Below are 21,596 nucleotides of genomic sequence, written 5' to 3'. Positions count from 1 at the left end.
CGACGGCGACGCCCAACCCGTGGTATACCCCCTTGGGTATCATGAGCCTGAGACGGAAAACGAGGAGGTGCCCCCATGGTGGTCGACGAGGAAGCGATCGGAGTCGTACTCAACCGGCTACGGCGCGCCCAGGGCCAGCTGGCCGGAGTGATCGCCATGATCGAGGCCGGACGGGACTGCAAGGACGTGGTCACACAGCTCGCTGCAGTCTCACGTGCACTCGACCGGGCCGGCTTCAAGATCGTGGCAAGCGGCATGCGCCAGTGCCTGGCCGACGCGGACGGCGATGCCCCACCGATGACCGAAGCGGAACTGGAAAAGCTCTTCCTCGCCCTGGCCTGACCATCGCAGGGGACACTGATGGCCCGCCCCGACCGGGCGGGCCATCACCTGTTTCCGCTGTGCCACGGGCGGCCACCGTTGGTCTATCGGTGCTCGGGGTTCTCGTAGTCGCGGCGGCAACCGGCGTCCCAGGCGGTGCGCTGATTGCCGTAGGCGGGAATGCCGCCGAGGTCCTTGAGCGCTCGGGCCAGGTGCAGCAGGTTCCAGGTCATGAAGGTGGTGTTGCGGTTGGTGAAGTCGTTCTCGGGGCCGCCGGAGCCGGGGTCGAGGTAGGAGGGGCCGGGGCCGGCCTCGCCGATCCATCCGGCGTCGGCTTGGGGAGGGATGGTGTAGCCGAGGTGCTGAAGGCTGTAGAGGACGTTCATCGCGCAGTGCTTGACGCCGTCCTCGTTGCCGGTGATCAGGCAGCCGCCGACCCGGCCGTAATAGGCGTACTGGCCCGCCTTGTTGAGAAGGCTGGAGCAGGCGTAGAGACGTTCGATGACCTGCTTCATCACGGAGCTGTTGTCGCCCAGCCAGATGGGTCCGGCCAGCACGAGGATGTCTGCGGCCATCACCTGCTCGTACAGCGTCGGCCAGGCGTCGGTCTGCCAGCCGTGTTCCGTCATGTCCGGCCAGACGCCGGTGGCGATGTCGTGGTCCACGGCCCGCACGACGTCCACGTGGACGCCTTGTGCGTTCATGATGGCGGTGCTGCGGTCGACGAGTCCCTGGGTGTTGCTCTGCTCCGGGGACCGCTTGAGAGTGCAGTTGATCACCATGGCGCGCAGGTCGTCGTACCGGGCGGGCGGTGAGCCGGTGGCGGGAGCCGAAGCGGTCACACGGTCCTCCTGGAGCCCTGCCACCGTTCGGTCCACGGCGGCGCAACGGGTCCATCGTGCGATCCGGCCGCGCCTTCTGCCACACCAGCACATCCGAACGGGCGCCGTGCCGCCGGAGCGTGTGAGGCCGATCGGCACGGGGGACGGGCGGGCTCTCGCCCGCTCGGCCGATGATGGGTGGCCGGTGCGGCACGGCCTGCCTAAGTTCGGCCCGTGGACACCCAGCGCACGCCCGGTTACCGGAGCACAGCGACCGCAGAGGACGTCGCGCACCTGATGGTGCGCTGTCTGGAGGCCGAGGGCGTGGAGTATGTCTTCGGGATCCCCGGTGAGGAGAACATCCGCTTCGTCGACGCGCTGAACGGCTCCGAGATCCGTTACGTCCTGGTGCGCCACGAGCAGGGCGCGTCCTTCATGGCGGAGATCTACGGGCGGCTGACCGGCCGGGCGGGAGTGTGCTCGGCCACGCTGGGGCCCGGCGCGATCAATCTGCTGCTGGGCACCGCGGACGCAACGACCAACAGCACACCGATGGTGGCCCTGGCCGCCCAAGGCTCGCTGGGCCGGGTCCACAAGGAGTCGCACCAGGTCATCGACCTGGTGTCCATGTTCGCTCCCGTTACCCAATGGTCGGCCCGCGTCCAGAGCCCGGACGCAGTGCCGGAGATGGTGCGCAAGGCGTTCAAGACCGCGCAGAGCGAACGCCCCGGTGCCGTCTTCCTGGCCGTCCCCGAGGACATCGAAGCCGCGCACCCCACGACGCCGCTCGCCCCTCTCCAGGTCGACACCGTGCATGCCGACGCCCCCTCGGACTCCCAGATCGCACGGGCCGCCGAGGTGCTCAAGGCGGCGCGGCGCCCCGTCGTACTCGCCGGCCACGGCGCCGCCAGGGCCGGGGCCTCGGCGGCACTGGTGCGCTTCGCTGAGCGACTGAACGTGCCCGTGGCGACCACCTTTCACGGCAAGGGCGTCTTCCCCGATGACCATCCGAACGCGCTGGGCGCGGTCGGCTTCATGCGCCACGACTACGGCAACTTCGGCTTCGATGCGGCCGATGCCCTCATCTGCGTGGGATACGAGGTCCAGGAGTTCGACCCCCGGAAGATCAATCCCCACGGCGACAAGCGAATCGTGCACCTGCACCGTTTCCCCGCCGAGGTGGACGCTCACTACCCGGTGACGGTCGGAGTGGAGGGCGACCTCTCCCAAGCACTGGACGCGCTGGCGGCAGCACTGCCCGACCGGCCCGCATACGACACGGATGCCGGCGAGAAGATCCGGGCGCTGCTCGGCGAGGAACTGCAGTACGGACGCGACAACGAGTCGTTCCCGCTGGTCCCGCAGCGAGTCGTCGCCGACGTCCGCACCGCACTGGACCGCCACGACATCGTGCTCGCCGACACCGGTGCCGGGAAGATGTGGATGGCTCGGCTGTACCCGGCGTACGAGCCGGACACCTGCCTGCTCTCCAACGGCCTGTCCACCATGGGATTCGCGCTGCCCGGAGCGATCGCCGCCAAGCTCGCCAGGCCCGAACGGAGGGTCTTGGCGATGATGGGCGACGGCTCGTTCTTGATGAACTCCCAGGAACTGGAGACCGCCGTCCGCGAACACATCCCCCTGGTCGTCCTCGTCCTGGTCGACGAGGAATACGGCCTGATCACCTGGAAGATGGATCTCGAGCTCGGCCGCCACAGCCACACCCGCTTCACCAACCCGGACCTGGTCGCCTATGCAGAGAGCTTCGGCGCCCGCGGCTACTTGGTCGAGGCGGCCGCCCAGCTGCTGCCCGCGCTGCAGCGCGCGCTGGACGACGACGCCGTGTCCGTGATCGCCTGCCCCGTCGACTACTCCGAGAACCTGCGCCTGACCGACAAACTCGGGGCACTCCACGGTCCCTTCTGAGACATTTCCGGATGACGTGAATTGCTCCGTCTCCGCGGCGAGCGGGCCGCGGAGGCAGGCATCGGGTTGCGTGTCCTGGTCCGGGCACACCTTTCGGCGGCACAGTCGGTCCTGCGCCGATTGCCGTTCTCCGCCGTCGGTCATCTGCTCGTCGTCGTCGAGCAGGCCGTGGATGCCTTCTCCGAGGGCCATGAGCGGGCCCAGCAACTCGCGATACGTCAGGAGGAGGCTGCCCGCCGCGAGTTCATCGACGATGACGAGGAGGCCCTGAACACTCTCGACCTGGCGGCCCGGATGAACCTGGAGGACCCGATGCCGCAACGCAGCCGATCTTCTGGTCTACCCGGTGCTCACCCGCGACCGGCAGGCCACGGCCGACCTGGTTCTGAGCGTTCTCGGCCCGCTCCAGCAGGCCCGCGGCGGTGCCCAGCCGCTGATTGACACCCTCACCGCGTACTTCGACACCGGTTGCGTGGCCGCCGAGGCCGCCCGGCGGCTCTCCCTGAGCGTGTGGGCGATGACGTACCGGTTCGATCGTATCCACAAACTGACCGGCTCCGACCGGGCGCCCCCGTGCACCGCTGCACACTCCGGACGGCGCTGGTCGGAGCCCGCCTCCTGGACCGGCCGGCCCAGGAGCTGTGACCAGTCACGCCCTTCGCAGGTCCGGGTGAGGCGCCGGCCGCCGTCCGAGGAGTTCAGCCAGTCCGCGGCGCGTCGCGGCGACGACGACCCGGTCCTCCGGTTTCAGGACGTGACCGGGGTGGAGATCCCACAGCAGTTCGGCGCCGGTCCGACGGTCGTCGTCCGGGCGGGAGACGGCGAGGTCCGGTCGGCGTTCGGCGGGCTCCGCCGTGTCCAGGGCGATCACCCGCCACGCCCCTGCCTTGAACGCCTCCGCGACAGTCCGGCCCTCGAACTGCGGGTGACCGGCCACATCGAGCGCGGCGAAGAGCAGCACCTTGCGTTCCACGGGGATGGCGCCCAGGATCTGCCGTCCCATCATCGCCCCGGCGAACGCGGGCGCGGCGAGGCTGGACACACTGCGGCTGCGGGTGAGGGCCTCGGGGTGGGCGGCGCGCAGGGTGCGGTAGACGGCGGTGGCGAAGTCGTCGTCGTAGAGCCGCAGCGCCACTCGCAGTTCCGGTTTCACGGCACGGGCGTACAGAGCCGCTTCCAGGTTGGTCGTATCAGCGCTGGTCAGGGCGAGCAGGGAATCCGCCCGGTGGATCTTGGCGGCTTCCAGTACGCCTTCCTGGGTGACGTCGCCCAGCACCACGGGGACGCGCAGCCGACGGGCGACCGGGATGCCCCGGGCCTCGGGGTCCCCCTCCACGCACACCACCGGGATGTCCAGTTCTCGCAGCCTGGTCAGCACCCGGGTGCCGACCTTGCCGAGGCCGAGCAGCACCACATGTCCCGCCAACCCCCGTGGAGGGCGGCGCAGTGAAGCCGTCCCCCGGAACGCGCCGAGGGCTTCCAGCGACCCGGCCACCAGGATGGGCAGCACCGCGAGGCCGACCAGCCCGGCGAGGAGCTGGAGCACCTGGCGGGTGGTCGGTTCCCCGACGGCCGGGTCCCCGATGGCGAAGAGGTCGAGGAGTACCAGATAGGCGGCGTGCAGCGGGTGGTCCCCGATGGTGAGCCAGGACGCGACCGTCAGGGCGGCCACGGTTGCCAGGACTCCGGCGAGCGCCCGGCGCAGCCGACGGGAGAAGACGTCCCCGAGCGGCGCGAACCGTCCTGCCAAGCGGCGAGCCTGCACCGGCGGCCCGGCGTACGAGACGGTCTCCAGCACCACGGTGCCGCGCCTGGTGGCTGCCGCGACCATGGCGTCGTCGGGCAGGAGCAACGGCCCCCGCGGGCCGCTGTTGTCCGAGCCTTCCGCGCCGGCTGGATCATCGGTGGTCGACGACAGCAGTGCGAGCGTGCACAGGCCGGGATCGGAGACCGCACCACGTCCCGGCGGGGTGCGCTCCACGGCACGCAGAAGCAGCCCGTCGGCCTGGACGACCTTGCTCGTACCGGTCACGGCAGTGGCGGCGAGTGCCGGGGCGGCGGTGTCGGCGTCGGACAGCACGGTGGTGGAGGCGTCCAGCGCGGCCAGGTCCAGGCCCGGCACGGCGACCACGGCGGCCTGGTCGAGAAGCTCCTCCAGATGCTGGCCCAGCTTGCGGTTGTACAGGCGGATGACGAGCCGCAGCCGTGGGTTGAGCCGCCGGGCGGCCAGCGCGGTCCTGATGTTGCTCTCGTCGTCGTCGTACACGAGGGCCAAAGCCGTGGCTCGTTCCGCACCGGCCTCGCGCAGCACCTCCTCCGACGGCTCGGCGGCCTCCATCTCGCGTACGGGGAGGAGGAACTCGCCACTGGACCCGGTCTGGTCGGCGACCCCCGGCCTGCTCATTGCCGCGGACATCCGTCCGATCAGCGTCGAAGCCCGGCTTCGGTTCGGCGCCATGGACGGCCTCCGACTCGCGGAGGACCGAACCGGAGGGAGGACGAGCGTCACCCGCTCCCCGTAGACGTCGTGCAACTCGGCCGCGAGCCGGGCGGCCAGCGCGTCGTCGCCGCACACGATCATCTGCCCTGCGGGTACGCCGCTTTGAGTCTGCTGAGGAAGAAGTGAGGACACGTTTGCCAAGACTCCATGGCCAGGGGACAGGGTTACTTCGAGGTTTCTGGGGGACCATACGGGGCCGCTCCGCGGCGTCACTCCCCGGGGACCTCACTCTGGGTGCCCGCTGCTCCGAGGAGCTCGTGGAGCAGATGCGAGGCGGTGATCACACCGAGCAGGTGCGTGCCGGTCTTGTCCTTCTCCACCACTGCCACGAGCGGGCTGCGTACCCGTGCCATGAGCGCCGAGACCTCCAGCGCGGTGGCCGTCCGCGTCGACGATGTAGCCGCCCCGGGTACTCGGCGGGGAACGTCATGAGTCGGCCAAGGGGATCGTCGCACCGTCCGCCGTCTGAGAGTTGGCCATGTCCGGGGCAGCAGACGCGACGGACGGGGAGGTGCTGAGCCCTCCGAGCAGAAGCGCCCCGGCGACTTGAGGGGATACCCACGGCGGATACCGGACACGTCGTCAGCGGACGCCGCGGATTCTCCCCACGAGAACTCCGCCCGCGACCGTCACCCCCGCCGTCACCACGTACAGCGCCGGATAGCCGCCGAGATGGGCGACGACCGGGGCGGCGAGGGCCGGTGCGAGCACCTGGGGGCCGGAGTTGGCGATGTTGATCACGCCGAGGTCCTTGGCGCGGTTCTCGGCGGTGGGCAGTACCTGGGTGACCAGGGCCTGGTCGACGGCGATGTAGACGCCGAAGCCGGCGCCGAGAACCACGGCTGCCGCCATGACGGCGGGCCAGCTGTGCGCGGTCGCGAGCATCAGAGCCGCGGCGGCCATCACGACGGAGCAGCCCACGACGAAGGGCTTGCGGCGGCCCAGTCGGTCGGAGACGACACCCACCGGGACAGCCGTGCACGCCGCCGCGCCGGTGTAGAGGAGAGTGAGGATCAGCACCCCGGAGTCGGGGTCCCTCAGGTGAACCTCGTCGGTCAAGTAGTACAACAGGTAGAGCGTGCCGAGGGCGTTGCCCAGGTTGATCAGGAAACGGCTGAGCCAGGCCCAGGCGAAGTCGGGGTGCCGGCGCGGGCTGACCCACAGACCGGTCAGCAGAAGGACGGGCCGCAGCGGTCGGCGCGATCGGCGAGGCAACAGCGGCTCGCTGAAGCAGAGGGTGTACGGCAAGGCGAAGGCCACGGTCAGCAGGGCGATCAGCAGGTAGTCGGACCCTACGTCGTCGGTGACGGTGGTGACGAGCAGTGCGCCGAGCACCAGGCCCAGCGACTGCGTGATACCCGTCCAGCCGGACACCGCCGCCCGCTGTCCGACCGGCACCTGGTCGGCGACGGGTGCGGTCACCCCCGCGAGCATGGCGTTGAGTCCCGCCTGGGCGAGGCACCATCCCGCGGTGATTCCGGGCACGCTCTGCTGGTGCGAGGTGAGCACGAGCCCCACGGCCCCCGCGAGTGCGCCGCCCGCGATCCATGGCCTGCGGCGTCCGAAGCGGCTCGTCGTAAGGTCTGACAGGGCACCCGCCAGAGGGTTGGCCAGGAGGGCCACCAGCGCGCCGAAGCCGGTGACCCAGGCCAGCGCCGACGCTTTGGACGCCGCGTCGACATGAGCGAGCTGGAGTGGCAGCAGGATCTGAATGGGGGTGAAGAACGCCATGAACACGGCGAGCGTCGCAAGGCTGAGCGCGGCGGTCCACCGGCCCGTGACACGGACCGACGGCACGTCCGGCACGCCTTCTCCGCGTGGTGGTGGTGTGTCCCGGCCGGAGCACGGAACATGACTTTCACTCATATTGAGGAGTGGGGCTTGGCGTGCGCCCTCCGATGAGCGGCGATGAGATCCCGGTACCACGCGAAGGAGTCCTTGGGCGTGCGGACCTGTGATACGTGGTCCACATGCACGAGACCGAATCGCTGGTGGTAGCCCTCGGCCCACTCGAAGTTGTCGATCAGCGTCCAGGCGAAGTAGCCGCGCACGTCCACGCCCGCCTGGACGGCCTCGGTGACCGCGCCCACGTGCCCGTCGAGATAGGCGATCCTGCCTGGGTCGGCGACCTTGCCGTCCGTCACCACGTCGTGCTGGGAGCAGCCGTTCTCCGTGATGAACACCGGCGGCAGGGCGGCACCGTAACGGTCCTTGAGGCCGATGAGCAGTTCCGTGAGGCCGTCCGGCACAACGGGCCAGCCGAAGGCCGTCCGCTCGTACCCCTGGACGTCGGCCTCGGCGAAGGGCAGACCGGGGCCGTCCGGGGCGGCGACCCAGGTAGGGTTGTAGTAGTTGACGCCGAGCGCGTCGACCGGCGCGCCGATGATGTCGAGATCGCCGTCCCGGACCGCCCCGCGCAGGTCCTCACCGGCTCCGAAGACCGAGAGGTCCGGGTAACGCCCCAGCAGGACCGGGTCGTTGAAGAGGCGGTTGTGCAGGGTGTCGTACGCTTCCGCCGCCGCTCGGTCCTCGGCCGTGGGGCCCGCTGCCCGTACCGGGGTGCAGTTGTTGACGAGGAGTACCTCGGCCGCCCCGGAATCGCGCAGCGCCGTCGCCGCCATTCCATGGCCCAGGAGCTGGTGATGCGCGGCCGGCAGGGCGTCGAGCATCAGCGCGCGGCCGGGCGCGTGGACCCCCAGGGCATAGCCGTAAGCCATGTGCACGAAGGGCTCGTTGAGAGTGATCCAGCGCTGCGTCCGGTCCGCCAGCCGGTCTGCGACGAGCGCCGCGTACTCGGCGAAACGGGCGGCGGTGTCCCTGTGCAGCCAGCCTCCCTCGTCCTCCAGTGCCTGCGGCAAGTCCCAGTGGAAGAGAGTGGGAACCGGCGTGACTCCGACGGCGAGGAGTGCGTCGGTGAGCCGGTCGTAGAAGTCCAGACCCCGTGAGTTGACCGGGCCGGAACCGGACGGCTGGACACGCGACCAGGCGATCGAGAAGCGGTAGGCGTCCACTCCCAGGGCCTGAAGCAGGGACACGTCCTCCGCATAGCGGTGGTAGTGGTCGCACGCGACCGCGCCGGTGTGACCGTCACGGACCGTGCCGGGACGGGCAGCGAAGGTGTCCCACACGGACGGCCCCCGGCCGTCCTCGTCGACGGCTCCCTCGATCTGGTGAGCGGCGGTGGCGACCCCCCAGACGAAGCCGTCGGGCAGAGGCGGGTGGTGTGGACGGTTCATGGTGCGCTCCTCCCATTAAACATGAGTAGGGCTCATCATTGATGGCTCGCCAACGGTACGCCCCATCCGGCACAGTTGCACCGTGCGGGACGAGACGAATACGGCGCCACCGGTCACCTCACGGGACGCGGCACTGCGACGCAGGCCTGTGCAGCGGCGCAGCACCGAGCGAGTGGAACGCATCATCGACGCGTGCGCGGAGCTCCTGGACGAGGTCGGATATGTGGCCCTGACCACGAAGGAGGTGGCGCGCAGGGCGAGGGTGCCGATCGGCACCCTCTACCAGTTCTTCTCCGGCAGGGATGCTCTGCTCAGCGCGCTGGCCCTTCGCAATCTGGAGCGCTACACCGATCGGCTCGCCCGGCGGATGGCAGCCGAGGCGCCGGGCAGTACGGCCGGTGTCGTGGACCTGGCCGTCGAGGAATTCGTCGCCATGCGCCGTTCCGTGCCGGGTTTCGGCGTCGTGGACTTCGGGGCGGTCGGACGTGAGGACACCGGACAGCTGCTCGATGCCGGAGCCGACGACAACACCGCCGTCGCCGATCGCCTGTGGGCACTCACCCGTGACGCCCTCGGCCCGCACATCACACCGGTCGCCGTCCGCGTGGCCCTGGAATCCGCTGAAGCCGTACTCGGACTCGCCTTCCGGCACGACGCCGACGGCGATCCCGCGCTCATCGCCGAGTGCAAAAGGCTGCTACGGGCCTATCTGAGCCAGGGGCCGCCGACGGACACGGGCGCGCGGTGACGTCCGGCCACACGGGAGTCCTTGCCGGACGGTGCGCCCGGCGCAGGCACACGCCCGTCGATCGTGGCCCGCGGTTGGCTGAACCATGTCCATGAGCTGCTCGGCAGCGACGCGCATTGATCCGATTCTATTTGCACAAATTTGCTAACCCGTGAGAGTTTTGTAATGAAAGGTCGAGAGTTCACTGGGGTCCGCAGGCGCAGGCATCCGGAATGCCGGTGGCCGCGACGCCGGAGCCGTCACGGGGAACCGTGGCGCTTCGCGCCGTTCCGGAAAGGAGCGGACATGGACGAGGGGAACAGACGCACCACGTACGTGGAGGGGGAACACGCGGTCGACCACCTCTCCGACCAGGGATTTCCCGTCGAACGGCTCGCGGTGAGCAGCGCAGCGCCCGGCGCGATCGCCGGCGTCCTGAGCGAACGGTTCGTGGGACTCCGTGACCGGCGCCGGATACCTTGCGGCTGCGCGAGTTCGCCGCACGGAACCGTCTGCCGCACCGCTGGATCGATCTGGAGAAGGACGATCAGGCCGAGGCAATGCTGCGCAGGTTCGGCATCCGGCCGGAAGAGACGCCGGTCGTCATCTGGAGAGGGCGCCAAGTACTGCGCAATCCCGACAACGCGGAGCTCGCCCGCCTCATCGGGCTTTCCGTACCGGCGCCCGACAGCGCCCGGTGCGATGTGCTGGTGATCGGTGCGGGCCCGGCCGGGCTCGCCACGTCCGTGTACGGCGCGTCCGACGGTCTCGCCGTCGTCACCGTCGACGCGGTCGCCACCGGAGGCCAGGCCGGCACCTCCTCGCGTATCGAGAACTACCTGGGCTTCCCCTCCGGGATCTCGGGGGCCGAACTCATCGAGCGCGCGGTGCTCCAGGCGCGCAAGTTCGGCGCGCGGATCACGGTGCCCGCCGAGGTCACGGCGCTCGCACCCCGCGGCGGCCACTACGCCGTCACCTTCGCGGACGGTTCCGAGACCGAGGCCGGCACGGTCGTCCTGGCCCTGGGGGCGCGCTTCCGCCGGCTCGACGTCCCGGGCATCCAGCGACTGGAGGGCAGCAGTGTGTACTACGCCGCCACGATCCTCGAGGCGAACATGTGCCGGATGGACCCGGTGGCCGTGGTCGGCGGGGGCAACTCCGCCGGCCAGGGAGCGCTGTTCCTCGCCCAGTTCACCCCCGAGGTGCATCTGCTCGTCCGGCACGGCGACCTCGGCAGGGACATGTCGCGCTATCTCGTCGACCAAGTGCAACGCCAACCGAAGGTGAAGGTACTGCTCAACACCGAGGTGCACGAGGTGCGTGGGGAGGGTGTCCTGCAAGCGCTGGTCCTCCGGAACAACGTCACCGGGGACAGCTGGGAGCTGCGGGCCCGCGCCCTGTTCGTCTTCATCGGGGCCCGGCCGCCCACCGAGTGGCTCAAGGACGTCATCGCGCTGGATTCTCACGGATTCGTCCTCACCGGCCCCGAGGCCGAGGCCCGGGGCGACCCGGATGTGTGGGCACCGCCGGGACGCGGACCACTGATGCTGGAAACCACGCTGCCCGGCGTCTTCGCGGCCGGCGATGTCAGGAGCGGGTCCGTCAAGAGAGTGGCCTCCGCCGCGGGCGAAGGGGCAATGGCGGTTCGGCTTGTGCACGAGCACCGGGCGCAGGAGGGCAACCTCGTCCGCACGCAAGACGACGACCGCGAACGTCAGACCCTGCCAGGCCGGCCGGCGTCCTGAGGCCGGACCTGCCTGCGCTCGCGGCAGGCAGTGCTGCGGACCGTCCGGTCGTACCGACCGCAGTGCGTATGCGCCTGTCCGGTGGTATCGGCGGCGCCCACAATCCCCGCCCTCGAGCGCGGCAAGAAGGCCGCGTCCACTCGTGGCTGTGCTGACCGGCAACCGCAACGGGACTTGCGGCCATGAACGGAAATCGGGCTCACGAGTGATGGACTCCGATGGGGACACCATCGAACTCGGCGTCCGGAACGCCGACGACGAGAAGCCCGACAGTTGGTACCCGTATCCGCTCGTCGGCACAAGCACCACTCCGGACGTCAGCCTCGCCCATGCCGTCGGCAGCGAAGTGATGTCCGTCAGCGTCGCCGGGCGGAAACCCCCGAACTGCGGCTGCGGGCCGACACCCTGCTGACGGCATACGCCAGTATCGCGCGCCGCCTGCATCTGACCGAGGGCACTGTGAAGTCCTACGTCAGCTCGATCCTGGCACGCCTCGGGGTGGAGAACCGGGCCGCGGCCGCCGTCGTGGCCCACCAGGCCGGACTGATCCCCCCGGCCCCACCCGCGCTCACGGGCGAGACGGTTCACGCGCCGCGCCCACACGGCTGACCAGACACGCACCGCGTACGGGCGGCCCACCAGGACCACCGCCACGGTCACGGCGGCGCCCAGCAGCGCCCCGGCCATCACGTCGTGCGGGTAGTGCACGCCGACCGCGACCCGCAGCACGGCGCCCAGCGTCCCGAGCGGCAGTGTCAGCACGCCCACCGGGGCCGGCACATCGCGAGCCCGGTGGCGACCGCGACCGAGAGGGTGGCGTGGTTACTGGGGAACGACCAGTCGCCCGGCTCCGGGCACACCGCCGCCGCCACAGCGCCCTGTACCGCACGGCAGGGCCGTTCCTCGTCCACGACGAGTTTCAGCGCCTCGCTCAGCGTGTACGCGGCACAGGCGCCGACGACGGTGAGCAGCACGCCCACCGAGCGGACGGCGTCCCGGTCCCGCAGGGCCCGCCAGCCCGCCACGACTGCCAGCAGCCCGAGGACCACCAGCACCCCCTCGGTGGCGAGGCCGAGCAGGGTGCCGGTCCCGGTGCTCGCGTCGGCGACCCACCCGGTGACCGCCCGGTACGCGTCGACCGACGTGCCATCCGTGACGGCCACCGGTTCGGCCCGGCCGACACCGCCCGGGACCAACGCCGCCACCCCGGCGGCCCCGCCACAGGCCACCGCGGGGGCGAGGAGGACGACGCCGGCCGAAAGCCGGGGCCGGGCCGCGGTCGCCGCCCGGCGGCCGGTGCGGAGCCGTCCCCTGTGGGTTCGGCCGGGTCGGATACGAGAGTCTGCGTCCATGCCCACCGACCGTAGGAACGGACCGCGCCGCGCACCCCTGCCGTTCGGGAGGCTGTGCCCCTGCCGATCGGCAGGGTTGACGGCCGACGGACCACCTGCCAGGCGCCGACGTGCCGCCACCCCGCGCTGCGGCCTCACGTGCCTTCATGGCCCGCAGGACCACGAGGGGATGGCCGCCCCGGGGGATGGTTGGGCCGTTCGCGGACGCCGAGACGTGGGCGGGCCGGTACTGGGACACCGCATGGCCGACGCCCCGCCTGCCGCGGCGCTCGCCGGCGCGCTGACGCCCGTCCGCGCCACCCGGGGTGCCGTAGCAGCCGGCAGTCGGCGGAGGGGCAGAAGAGGAGCTTCATCATTCCCTTGTGAATGGTGGGGATGCGGTGCTGTCATGCGCCACAAGGTGTGCTGAGGTGTCAGCGTCAGCCCGGAGATCTGGCTGTTCCACCGTCGGAGGGACCCGCACTGTGGCACGCTCATTAACTCGTCGTCATCTCATCGGCACAGCTGCGGCGCTCGGCGGTGCCGCCCTGGTAGGGCCGTTGGCTTCCGTCGCCCAGGCCGGCACCGGCGCATCCTGGCCGGACGCGATAGCCACTCCGCCGGGCTTCCAGCCCGAGGGGATCGCCATCGGTCCGGGTGCCGTTGCGTACACGGGCTCGCTGCTCGACGGCTCGATCTACCGGACCGAACTGGCCACCGGACGTGGGCGGATCATCAGAGAGGGACAGGGACCGATATCGGTCGGTCTCAAGGTCGATCCGTACGGAAGACTGCTCGTCGCGGGAGGCGACAGCGGCGAGATCCGTGTCGTCCACCGGCACGACGGCCGTCTGCTGGCATCCTGGCGGGCGGAAACCGGCACGACTTTTGTGAACGACGTCGTGGTGGGTTGTGGAGGAGCCTGGTTCACGGACTCCTTCAACGACGTCCTGTACCACCTGCCTCTGCGCCCGGCCCTGCCAGGGACCTCTGCCCTGCGCAGGCTGCCGCTGGGCGGCGCCTGGGCGCCGACGCCGCCCGGCGGAGAAGTCTGGGGATCCAACGGCATCGCGCTGACGCCGGACCGCAGGGCGCTGCTGATCGTGAACGACAACGTGTCGGCGCTCTACCGTGTCGACCCGCGCACCGGGGAGGCCACCCGGACTGCCCTTGACGGCGGGGCGGTCAGCAACGGAGACGGCCTGGTCGTCCATGGCCGAACCCTGTACGTCGTGCGCAACTGGGCTTACGCCATCGATGTGTTCCGGCTCAGTGGTGACGGCACCCGCGGGACTTTCGTCAAGCGCATCACCGACCCCCGCTTCGACGAGCCCACCACAGCGGCCGTTCACGGGGGCCGCCTCTATGTCGTCAACGCTCGGTTCGATGCGGACTGGTCGGACCCGGCGACATCTTCCACCGTCGTCAGCGTTCCGCTGTAGAGCGCGGAGGCTCCGGTCGAGGGCAGCCCGCCGGGTGCGCGAAGCGCACCCGGCGGGCTCCATTTACCCGAAAGCGCGGGCCCGCGCGATCTGTCCCGCCTGCACCGCCGCGAAGATCGCCGCGCTGCTACGGTCCTGGCCCACCACCAGCTGACACCACTGCCGACGATCCCTTTCGGACAGCGCACCGTCCGCCACGGCCTGATCCGGACCGGCATTGCCGTCCGGCCGCGGTGTGGTCACCACGGCGAGGTTGCCGTAGTTGCTGAGCCGCACTGCGATCCACATGCCGGCCTCCATCGCCCGCGGCAGGATGCTCACGTCGAGGTAGTAGTCGGCGTCTTGAGTCACGCCCAAGCGGCAGGGTTCTCCCTGTTCAGCCGGTCAGTTCGTCAAGGGCACCGCTGCCGGAGGCAACGCCGCCGTCATCTCGCCCGCTCGGTACGGGCTGACTGGGGGGTGTCCGCACGGTCCTCGACACGATCGCCGATTCACCCCCGACGCCAGTCGCCGTCTGTCAAGAATTCACTACTGTGTGTCGCGCATCGACAGTGCTCATTGAAGGAGACCCGCGTGGAGCGCAGCCGTACCGACTTGAGGATCCGCGCCGTCCTCACCGCGATGGGTGTCACCGCCGCCCTCGCAGCCGCCCCTTCCGCCCAGGCGGCCTCGGCCGAGCCTGCCGCTTCCCCGGTCGTCGCCGTGCCGTCGGCCCCCTGCACCGGCGAGTTCGAGGGCGACAAGCGGCTCGGCCCGCAGCACCTGCCGCGGAAGTGGCAGGCGCCTGTCGGGCCGCTGCTCAACCGCTACCACCGCACCGGAAAGCTCTCGTCAGCCGACTTCCTCAAGAAGTACTGGGAGGGGCCGGTCGACACCGGAAGCTGGAAGTACCCGCCGAACGACGGCTTCGCCGAGGTCAACGGCACCGTCGACAAGGCCCCCGAGGTGCTGGACGAGGGCGAGCGCCTGGACCGGTTCGGCTCCGAGTACGGCTCGTACCTCGCCCCGGCCGGCGATCCGTACGCCAAGCGTGCGCTGCCCCCACAGAACCTCAACACCCGGGATGCGGCCTTCCCGTGCGACTACCACACGTACGAGGTGACCAAGCCGTTCCTCGTCTGGGAGGGCTCCATCGCACCCTGGTTCGAGCAGCCGGGCGGTGGCCGGCAGATCAAGCTGGACCCGGCCTTTCTCGCCCCAGGCGAGGGGCAGCGCCTGAACGTCAAGTGGCTGTTGGACCACGGCTATCTGGTCCGCGTCCCCGCGTGAGCCACCGGCAGACACTCGAACGGGCACTTCGGGAGGCTGGAGTGCCCGCCGAGCACTACTGGATCGAGGGCGTCCACGAACCTGTGCCCACCCCAACTGACTTCGTCTATCTGCGTGCGCGGCCGACCGGCGGTTGGGAGACGGGGGTGTTCGAGCGTGGCGCGTACGAGCCGGTCGCCGAGCATGCCACGGAGGCGGGAGCATGCGCCCACCTCCGTACCCTGCTCGGCATCTGATCACCCCAGCATGAGGGCCTCCTTCTCACTCCACGTACTTCGACCGAACTTCACGCTTCGGGGCTCTCCTGTTGCGGGGGGAGGGACGGGGGACGGTCACGGGCGTCAGCCTCGCCGGCCTCGCCATGCGTCCCATCCCGGATGACTGTTCGTGACGGCCTGCGGACTGTTCCTCCTCGGCGTGGCGTGAGCCTCCCAAGCAGCGACCCCACTGGCCAGGAGAATGGCATGACGAACAGAGACGCACCGCTCTCCGGCAAGGGACGTCGTCGGCTCATCGAGCGCGTACTCACTCCAGCCGGGACACCTGTCAGCCGCCGGACGGTCAGCAGGCACCTCGCCGGCCTCCGGCTGAACCGACGGTGGTTCATCGGCTCCGACCGGGCCAGAGCGAGATCCACGCAGGGGACACCGCCCGGGCGGCCCTGGTCGGGGCGCGCCGGCCGTGTCCGGCGCAGCACATGACGACGGCGCTCCAGGCCGCCGCGTTCGCGGCGGCCTTGGTCAACGCGGGCAGTCGTGAGGTCACCGAGGTCGGACGGTAGAGTCGCGCCGTGCCCAAGACGGAGATTGACGTGGTGACCGCCGAGTTCTTCGGCGCTTTTGACAACCGGGGCGGCAAGGCCGCCGACGTGGGCCGGATCCGTCGGCTGGTTCTTCCGGGCGGCGTGATCGTCAATACCCGCCCGAAGTTCACGGTTTACACCGTGGACGAGTTCATCGAGCCTCGCCGGCAGCTGCTCACCGACGGTCGCCTGGTCGATTTCTCCGAGTGGGAAACCTCCGAACGGACCGAGATCGCGGGCGACATCGCGTCGCGGTTCGTCGAGTACCGCAAGTCCGGGATTCTGGACGGTGAGCCGTTCGAGGGCGGCGGGACCAAGACTTTCCAGTTCGTCCGCACCCCGGAGGGCTGGCGGATTGCAGCGTTCGCCTGGTACGACCGGCCCTGAGCTTGTCGTTGAACGTCCCGGTTCGACTTGGGACGCGAACTTGGTTGCTCACCTGGGCTTTTGGCGGACGAATGGGCGGCCCCGGTTACGGCGCTCGGCCCACAGCCACTTCTGAGCCAGCAGGGTGAGTGTGCCGGCAAGTACGATGCCGAGCAGGTTCAGCAGCAGCTGGTTCGTCGAGCCGGCTGTCTGACTCGTGTCCCCATAGCTCAGGGCCACCGCGGCGTTGGCAGCGGCCGGGACCGTGGTCACGGAGATGGCGACGCCGACCAGGGCTCCCGACTTGGCGGAGGTCAGCGAGAGCGTGCCGGCGATGCCCGCGAGCACCGCCACCACGAAGGAGAAGGCGTCGGGGGCGTAGACGAAACTGGTGTTGGGCCGCTCGCTCTCCAACTGGGCCTTGCTGAACAGGTCCGCCACGTCCATGAACCAGCTGAACCCCACCGTCACCGCCATGGCGACCGCGAAGCCCACGAGGAGCGCCATCAGGGAGCGGAGCGCGAGCCGAGGGGCGCGCTGGACCAGGGCCGTGCTCAAGCCCGCCAGCGGCCCGAACTCCGGGCCCACCGCCATCGCGCCCACGATCAGGATCGCATTGTCGAGCACGACACCGCAGGCCGCGATCATCGTGGCGAGGGTGAGGAAGGCGACGTACGTGATCGACAGCGTCGACTCCTCCTGCGTCGCATCTGCAAGGTGCTCCCACAACACCGCGTCCGCGCCTTCGCCCGGTGCCTCCTCCTCCGCCTTGTCGGCGCGCTCGGAGAGCGACAGGTCGATGTTCTCTACGGCGATCGAGCCGGTCTTGTCGAGGCCGAACGCCCGCAGCGCACCGATGAGTTCGTCACCTGCTTCGCGGGCGACGTCACACAGGACGAGATCGCCGACGGGGTTGCGGGCGGCGCCCGGCAGCACGACGAGGTGCGTGGTCCCGACTGTCTTCTCGATCAGGCGCACCACGTCGTCGGTCTTGTCGGCGGGGGTGAGCAGGCGGAGGTGCAGCATGGGGGCAGGTTAACCGGGCGGTGCTCATTGCTGCGAGGGGGCTTCGAGGCGAGTGGGCGAGGCGGCGGGTGATCTCAGGTCCGTGCGTCGATGCCGCGGGTCAGCAGGGTGATGACGGTATATGCGGGTCAGGCGCGGTCGGCATCGCCTGCCACGCCCTGAGCCACCACCCGGACAGACCTCGGTCGCCGGACAGGCCCTGCAGGAGCGAGAGGAACTCGGTACAAGGGGCGTCTGGTGGCTGGGCCACGGGGGATGCAGGCGCTCACCCCCTGCTTGCTCCGGGCCAACATTCATGGGCCTCGGCCTGTGATCGACCTGGAGCCGTCCGACGCCGACATGTACTTCGGGAAGGTGCTCGGGGCTCACTGAACGGCACTCGACCGGCCCGTGCCCAGCCGAGGTGTGGCGGCCGACAGCATCGCCTGTTTCCGCTTCCGGCCTCCGCCGTCTCTGCTCCGCCCCTCGATGGCGCGGGGTCTTCCGTGCCGTGAAGGTGGTCAGAAGCCGGGTTTGGTGGCGGTGACAGCGGTGTAGCCCATTTTGGTACGGCAAAGCTCCAGGACGAGGGGGTAGGCGAGGTCGAGCTGGGATGCGGCCTCAGGGCCAAGGAGGTCGGCGATACGGGGGCGGCGGCCGGCGTAGACCAGGGAGATGAGGTCGTAGGTGGGGCCGAACTCGCCCGTCTTGTCGCGGACGCGGTCCACGGTGAAACCGGCCTCGCGGGCGAGGTCGGCGTAGGCTCCGGGGGAGAGCGCCAGGCGGGGCAGCGCGAAGCCCGTGCGGAACAGGCGCACCTCCTCGTCGGTGAAGGAGGACGCCTCGTAGCAGTCGGCGAGGACAAGCCGGCCGCCGGGGCGCAGGACACGCCAGGCCTCGCGCAGGGCGAGCAAGCGGTCGGCGAAGTGAGCGAAGGACTCGATCGCCCAGGCGCCGTCGAAGGAAGCGTCGGGGAAGGGCAGGTGCATTGCGTCGCCGGTGGTGAAGTCGATGTGGTCGGCGAGCCCGGCGCGGGCGGCGCGCTCAGCTGCCTGCGCGGTCTGCGTGCGGCTGGCGGTGATGCCGGTGGCCTGCACACCAGTGGTCCGGGCCAGGCGCACGGTGGGCCGGCCGGTGCCGCAGCCGATGTCCAGTACCCGCCGGCCTTCGCCGACGAGGGCCAGTTCGCTGATCAGCTCGTCGGTCCAGCGGTCCTGCGCCTGGGTCAGCTCCTGCCATGCCTCGTCCGAAGACAGCGCCCTGCCCGGGTCGGGCCGAACTCCGCCGTCCCACATGCCAAGGTGCATGCTGTCGCCCATCGTCAGGCTGTACAGGTCACCGAAGCGGTCGTACCACGCCCCGACCTCCGTTGCAGACAGCTCCTGCTCGACCGGGTTCTCCATGGTGCCCCTCCTGTACGCGCCGCCCTGTCGTTCCACTGGCGGGCACCAGCCTGGGAGCCCGGCAACGGCGCTGGAAGGGCGCAGTCAGGGGCGCGCGACGCACACCGGCTGGGCCGGGCGCAACCCGCGCCACCCCGGGTCGGCGGATGCGGACGGGCAGGCTTGAAGGGCGGGCCGTCGTTCGCAGCAGCCTGCTCGGTTTCGGCGAGGGCGCGGTAGAGTGCGGCGACCGAGGGCCCTGTTTCCCAAGGCATCGGGTACTGATGGTGCCGGGTTGGTTTTCCGGGAGTGCGATGGGTCTGGTCACGGGGCCCGGCGGGAGATCCCGGTGTGACCGAGCCCGTGCCCGCAGTCGACTCGGTGGCCGCCCGCTTTCCCCTTGTCTGCGGAGCTCGCCGGGTCTGCACGCTCCTCGACCGGCGGGTCGCGGAGTCGAGCCGGTATGCGGACGGCGTTGGCGGGGACGCCAACCCCGGCGGGCGACCCAAGACCACGAAGTCACACCGGAGTGTCAGCCGATGATCGCCACGGGCCTGTCCCAGGCGTCCTGGTCGACGGTGATGGTGTAACCGCCGTGCGTCTCCTTGCTGTTGACCATGTACTGGTGGCCGTAGCTGTGGTCGGTGTACTGGGTGGCGCCCCACGGCCAGTCCGTGGTGGTGGTGTACTGCTTGTCCCACAGCGCGTACCAGAGGTTGCCCGGCAGGTCGGTGCGATCGGTCGCGGTGGCTATGGCCTGGGCGCTGGAACTGGTGAAGCCGTAGAAGCCGCTGCGGTAGGTCTTGGCACGCAGCGTCTTCGTGAAGGCACGTACATAGGTCAGCACGGCATCGTTGCACGCCTTGTCGGTGATGTCGTACGGCTCCATGTCGAGGAAGATCGGGCTGTCGGCCTTCATACCGAGGGCCGACGCCTTGGCCACCGCGTCCGTGGCGTCGCTCGCGCCGAGGGATCCGGCGGCAGAGGTCGTGAGCCTCTCCGGATTCGGGCTGTTCTGGCACGGCGGCTGGGCGCCAACGTAGATCGGGATGAACTTCCAGCCCATGGAGTTGACCGACTTCACCCAGGAGGCGGTGAGGTTGGGCTGGGCGCAGCCGCGGTTCTTGCCGTCTGTGCGGGCCCAGACGAGCACGCCGACCCCGTTGCGACCCGGATGCCCCGAGGGCGTCGACGACGAGGAGTAGCCTGCACTGGCCTGTCATCCGGCTTCCCTGCACTGGAAGGTGACCCGGCGATGCCCCTTCCGAGCCTCCTCGCGGTTTTTGCGCACCCTGACGACGAGTCCCTGTCGGCGGGCGGCGTGCTCGCCCGCCACGCGACGCCGGTACTGCAACACCGCCAGGCCTGAGAGCAGTGCGCGATTCTCCCGTAGCCGGCGCCGGCATGGCCGCAAAGGCCGGCATCTGGATGGCCGAGCAGGCCGTCGGACCCGGGAGCACCAACAACGTTCGGCAGAGGCGGCATCAGCCGTCGGCCGATCGGGTGACGGCCACCAGCGCAAGCCCAGTCCACGTCCTGCGGAAGGTGCTCGGCACCCTCTGACCCACTGCCCCCGGCCATGCGGGGAACGCCCGGGTGCAGGGGCGGATGGCCTGCTGCGGGCCGTGGTTCGGCGGTTGCGGGAGCGGCAGGCTGGTGGAACGGAGTGGGGTGGGCTGCAGTGGACGAACGCGGCGCCGGTGAGCTCCCCGGATCCCCGGGTGGCGAAGTGTTCCGGAACTGAACTGTCAACTGGTGTGCACCTGTTCACCCGCATGCTCGGCCGGCTGCGCCGCTGCCTGCCGACCCGCGTCCCCTTCGGAGATCTTCGCTGTGCCGGGGCAGCCTCATCGCGGGGGCATGAGTCAGCGCGGCCCCAGGGTGGACAGTGCGAGCATGAGCAGGACCAGCAAGGCCCAGCCGAGTACCCCGATTTTCCGGCGCTGCGGGTTGCGTCCCTGGCGCCATGCGCTGACCTCGTGCGGAGCGTCTCCCATAGCGACCAGCATACGATCTGACGTCCACGGCGGGGGCGGGTCGGTCCACCACCCATGGGACGGGTACTCGTGGGCCCCTTGTGGACCAGGGCCCTTCAGGACGCTGTCCGCGGCGTACATGCTGCACGCCCGGTCTCATGTCGCCCGGGCGGCCTTGCGGGAACGCATCCGCTTCACCTTGGCGATGCTGCCGCAGGCGCGGCCGCTGTCCCCGGCGTACATGCTGCACCAGGTACGCGAGTTGTTGCGCGACTGGTCGTAGAAGATCCACCGGCAGTCCGGGCAGGCACGCAGCCGGCGCCAGCGCCTCTCATTCACCAACTCGGCAGCCATGCGCAGCACCTCACCCTGGGGTGTGGCGGCACCGCGGAAGACGAGTTCCCCGTTCTCGATTCGGGCCGTCTGCGGACATCGCTCCAGCCACGCGTCGAGCCGCGCCGAGCTGTGTTCCTCCACATCGGCCCGCAGATCGTCGCGCAGTCGCAGCAGTTCCGCCGTGTCATCCGAGCCACGGGGTACCGGCACCCTGGCGAACGTGTGCCGCCAAGCCGCCGCGTCCGCCGCCAGATCCGGCAGGGTCTCGGTCGGCATCCGGGTGTCGTTCGGGATCAGCCAACTGTTCAGGAAGCCGCGCAGCTCCTCCACAGCAGGACTCGTCATCGTCGCCGTCGCCATGCAATCAGAGTAGGCGGTAAACACGACCGAGCAGGGCGTTTACCATCTATC

Annotated in this window: 19 protein-coding genes and 4 pseudogenes; 11 read left to right on the top strand and 12 right to left on the bottom strand. The window is 70.0% G+C overall.

What is annotated here, in order from left to right; translation table 11 throughout:
- Window positions 1–75 precede the first annotated feature (75 nt).
- The gene (locus tag ABD858_RS00275; RefSeq protein WP_345033635.1) at window positions 76–342 is read left to right on the top strand and encodes a metal-sensitive transcriptional regulator; all 267 of its coding nucleotides are present in this window, start codon (window positions 76–78) and stop codon (window positions 340–342) included.
- Window positions 343–425: 83 nt separating this feature from the next.
- Here ABD858_RS00275 and ABD858_RS00270 read toward each other — a convergent pair whose 3' ends face one another.
- Window positions 426–1,163 carry a flavodoxin family protein gene (locus ABD858_RS00270; RefSeq protein WP_425586123.1) on the bottom strand — a complete coding sequence of 246 codons (738 nt, stop codon included), beginning with the start codon at window positions 1,161–1,163 and terminating at the stop codon, window positions 426–428.
- A gap of 213 nt (window positions 1,164–1,376) precedes the next feature.
- On the opposite strand from ABD858_RS00270, the gene ABD858_RS00265 reads away from it, so the two are divergent.
- Window positions 1,377–3,068 carry an acetolactate synthase large subunit gene (locus ABD858_RS00265; RefSeq protein WP_345033633.1) on the top strand — a complete coding sequence of 564 codons (1,692 nt, stop codon included), beginning with the start codon at window positions 1,377–1,379 and terminating at the stop codon, window positions 3,066–3,068.
- Window positions 3,069–3,089: 21 nt separating this feature from the next.
- Window positions 3,090–3,713: pseudogene (locus ABD858_RS00260) on the top strand (PucR family transcriptional regulator).
- Between the two features lie 4 nt (window positions 3,714–3,717).
- Here ABD858_RS00260 and ABD858_RS00255 read toward each other — a convergent pair.
- The 4 genes and pseudogenes from ABD858_RS00255 to ABD858_RS00240 all read right to left on the bottom strand — a co-directional run bounded on the left by ABD858_RS00255 (window position 3,718) and on the right by ABD858_RS00240 (window position 8,804).
- Entirely contained in the window at window positions 3,718–5,649 is a 1,932-nt protein-coding gene (locus tag ABD858_RS00255) for an NAD-binding protein (protein WP_345044175.1), read from the bottom strand.
- A gap of 128 nt (window positions 5,650–5,777) precedes the next feature.
- Window positions 5,778–5,945: pseudogene (locus ABD858_RS00250) on the bottom strand (CBS domain-containing protein); the annotation flags it as partial.
- Between the two features lie 205 nt (window positions 5,946–6,150).
- Window positions 6,151–7,374, bottom strand: a complete 1,224-nt coding sequence (locus ABD858_RS00245) for an MFS transporter (RefSeq protein WP_345033631.1) — start codon at window positions 7,372–7,374, stop codon at window positions 6,151–6,153.
- A 56-nt stretch (window positions 7,375–7,430) separates the two neighbouring features.
- The gene (locus tag ABD858_RS00240) at window positions 7,431–8,804 is read right to left on the bottom strand and encodes a GH1 family beta-glucosidase (protein WP_345033629.1); all 1,374 of its coding nucleotides are present in this window, start codon (window positions 8,802–8,804) and stop codon (window positions 7,431–7,433) included.
- Window positions 8,805–8,886: 82 nt separating this feature from the next.
- Here ABD858_RS00240 and ABD858_RS00235 point away from each other — a divergent pair, with 82 nt between their 5' ends.
- The 4 genes and pseudogenes from ABD858_RS00235 (at window position 8,887) to ABD858_RS00220 (ending at window position 11,885) form a co-directional block, all read left to right on the top strand.
- Window positions 8,887–9,552: a TetR/AcrR family transcriptional regulator gene (locus ABD858_RS00235; RefSeq protein WP_345033627.1), complete on the top strand. Its 666-nt coding sequence runs from the start codon at window positions 8,887–8,889 to the stop codon at window positions 9,550–9,552.
- A 446-nt stretch (window positions 9,553–9,998) separates the two neighbouring features.
- Window positions 9,999–11,276 (top strand): annotated as a pseudogene (locus ABD858_RS00230) (FAD-dependent oxidoreductase); the annotation flags it as partial.
- Window positions 11,277–11,484: 208 nt separating this feature from the next.
- Complete coding sequence (locus tag ABD858_RS00225) at window positions 11,485–11,688, top strand: hypothetical protein (RefSeq protein WP_345045064.1); 204 nt, start codon at window positions 11,485–11,487, stop codon at window positions 11,686–11,688.
- A gap of 47 nt (window positions 11,689–11,735) precedes the next feature.
- Window positions 11,736–11,885 carry a hypothetical protein gene (locus tag ABD858_RS00220; protein ID WP_425586122.1) on the top strand — a complete coding sequence of 50 codons (150 nt, stop codon included), beginning with the start codon at window positions 11,736–11,738 and terminating at the stop codon, window positions 11,883–11,885.
- Here ABD858_RS00220 and ABD858_RS00215 read toward each other — a convergent pair.
- Window positions 11,868–12,628 (bottom strand): annotated as a pseudogene (locus ABD858_RS00215) (phosphatase PAP2 family protein); the annotation flags it as partial. The gene ABD858_RS00220 and the pseudogene ABD858_RS00215 overlap by 18 nt on opposite strands.
- A gap of 539 nt (window positions 12,629–13,167) precedes the next feature.
- Between ABD858_RS00215 and ABD858_RS00210 the strand changes: the two are divergent.
- Window positions 13,168–14,049 carry an SMP-30/gluconolactonase/LRE family protein gene (locus ABD858_RS00210; protein ID WP_345033625.1) on the top strand — a complete coding sequence of 294 codons (882 nt, stop codon included), beginning with the start codon at window positions 13,168–13,170 and terminating at the stop codon, window positions 14,047–14,049.
- Window positions 14,050–14,112: 63 nt separating this feature from the next.
- Here ABD858_RS00210 and ABD858_RS00205 read toward each other — a convergent pair whose 3' ends face one another.
- Window positions 14,113–14,406, bottom strand: a complete 294-nt coding sequence (locus tag ABD858_RS00205) for a hypothetical protein (protein ID WP_345033624.1) — start codon at window positions 14,404–14,406, stop codon at window positions 14,113–14,115.
- Window positions 14,407–14,670: 264 nt separating this feature from the next.
- On the opposite strand from ABD858_RS00205, the gene ABD858_RS00200 reads away from it, so the two are divergent.
- The 3 genes from ABD858_RS00200 to ABD858_RS00190 all read left to right on the top strand — a co-directional run bounded on the left by ABD858_RS00200 (window position 14,671) and on the right by ABD858_RS00190 (window position 16,507).
- Entirely contained in the window at window positions 14,671–15,318 is a 648-nt protein-coding gene (locus tag ABD858_RS00200; protein ID WP_345044173.1) for a TNT domain-containing protein, read from the top strand.
- Window positions 15,319–15,359: 41 nt separating this feature from the next.
- Window positions 15,360–15,554 (top strand): hypothetical protein, encoded by a 195-nt coding sequence (locus tag ABD858_RS00195; protein WP_345033623.1) that lies wholly within the window; start codon window positions 15,360–15,362, stop codon window positions 15,552–15,554.
- Window positions 15,555–16,108: 554 nt separating this feature from the next.
- A complete protein-coding gene (locus tag ABD858_RS00190; protein ID WP_345033622.1) occupies window positions 16,109–16,507 on the top strand; it encodes a DUF4440 domain-containing protein in 399 nt (132 codons plus the stop codon).
- A 48-nt stretch (window positions 16,508–16,555) separates the two neighbouring features.
- Here the strand turns inward: ABD858_RS00190 and ABD858_RS00185 are convergent, their stop codons facing one another.
- The 5 genes from ABD858_RS00185 to ABD858_RS00165 form a co-directional block, all read right to left on the bottom strand.
- A complete protein-coding gene (locus ABD858_RS00185) occupies window positions 16,556–17,512 on the bottom strand; it encodes a DUF389 domain-containing protein (protein ID WP_345033620.1) in 957 nt (318 codons plus the stop codon).
- 500 nt (window positions 17,513–18,012) lie between these two features.
- Window positions 18,013–18,894, bottom strand: a complete 882-nt coding sequence (locus ABD858_RS00180; RefSeq protein WP_345033619.1) for an SAM-dependent methyltransferase — start codon at window positions 18,892–18,894, stop codon at window positions 18,013–18,015.
- 511 nt (window positions 18,895–19,405) lie between these two features.
- Window positions 19,406–20,026 carry a glycoside hydrolase domain-containing protein gene (locus ABD858_RS00175; RefSeq protein WP_345033617.1) on the bottom strand — a complete coding sequence of 207 codons (621 nt, stop codon included), beginning with the start codon at window positions 20,024–20,026 and terminating at the stop codon, window positions 19,406–19,408.
- A gap of 712 nt (window positions 20,027–20,738) precedes the next feature.
- Entirely contained in the window at window positions 20,739–20,870 is a 132-nt protein-coding gene (locus ABD858_RS00170; protein WP_345033616.1) for a hypothetical protein, read from the bottom strand.
- A 135-nt stretch (window positions 20,871–21,005) separates the two neighbouring features.
- The gene (locus ABD858_RS00165) at window positions 21,006–21,545 is read right to left on the bottom strand and encodes a CGNR zinc finger domain-containing protein (RefSeq protein WP_345033614.1); all 540 of its coding nucleotides are present in this window, start codon (window positions 21,543–21,545) and stop codon (window positions 21,006–21,008) included.
- Window positions 21,546–21,596: the final 51 nt, after the last annotated feature.

The organism is Streptomyces sannanensis (assembly GCF_039536205.1).
In the GTDB taxonomy this organism is placed as follows: domain Bacteria; phylum Actinomycetota; class Actinomycetes; order Streptomycetales; family Streptomycetaceae; genus Streptomyces; species Streptomyces sannanensis.
This window is presented reverse-complemented; position numbering and strand designations above follow the sequence as displayed.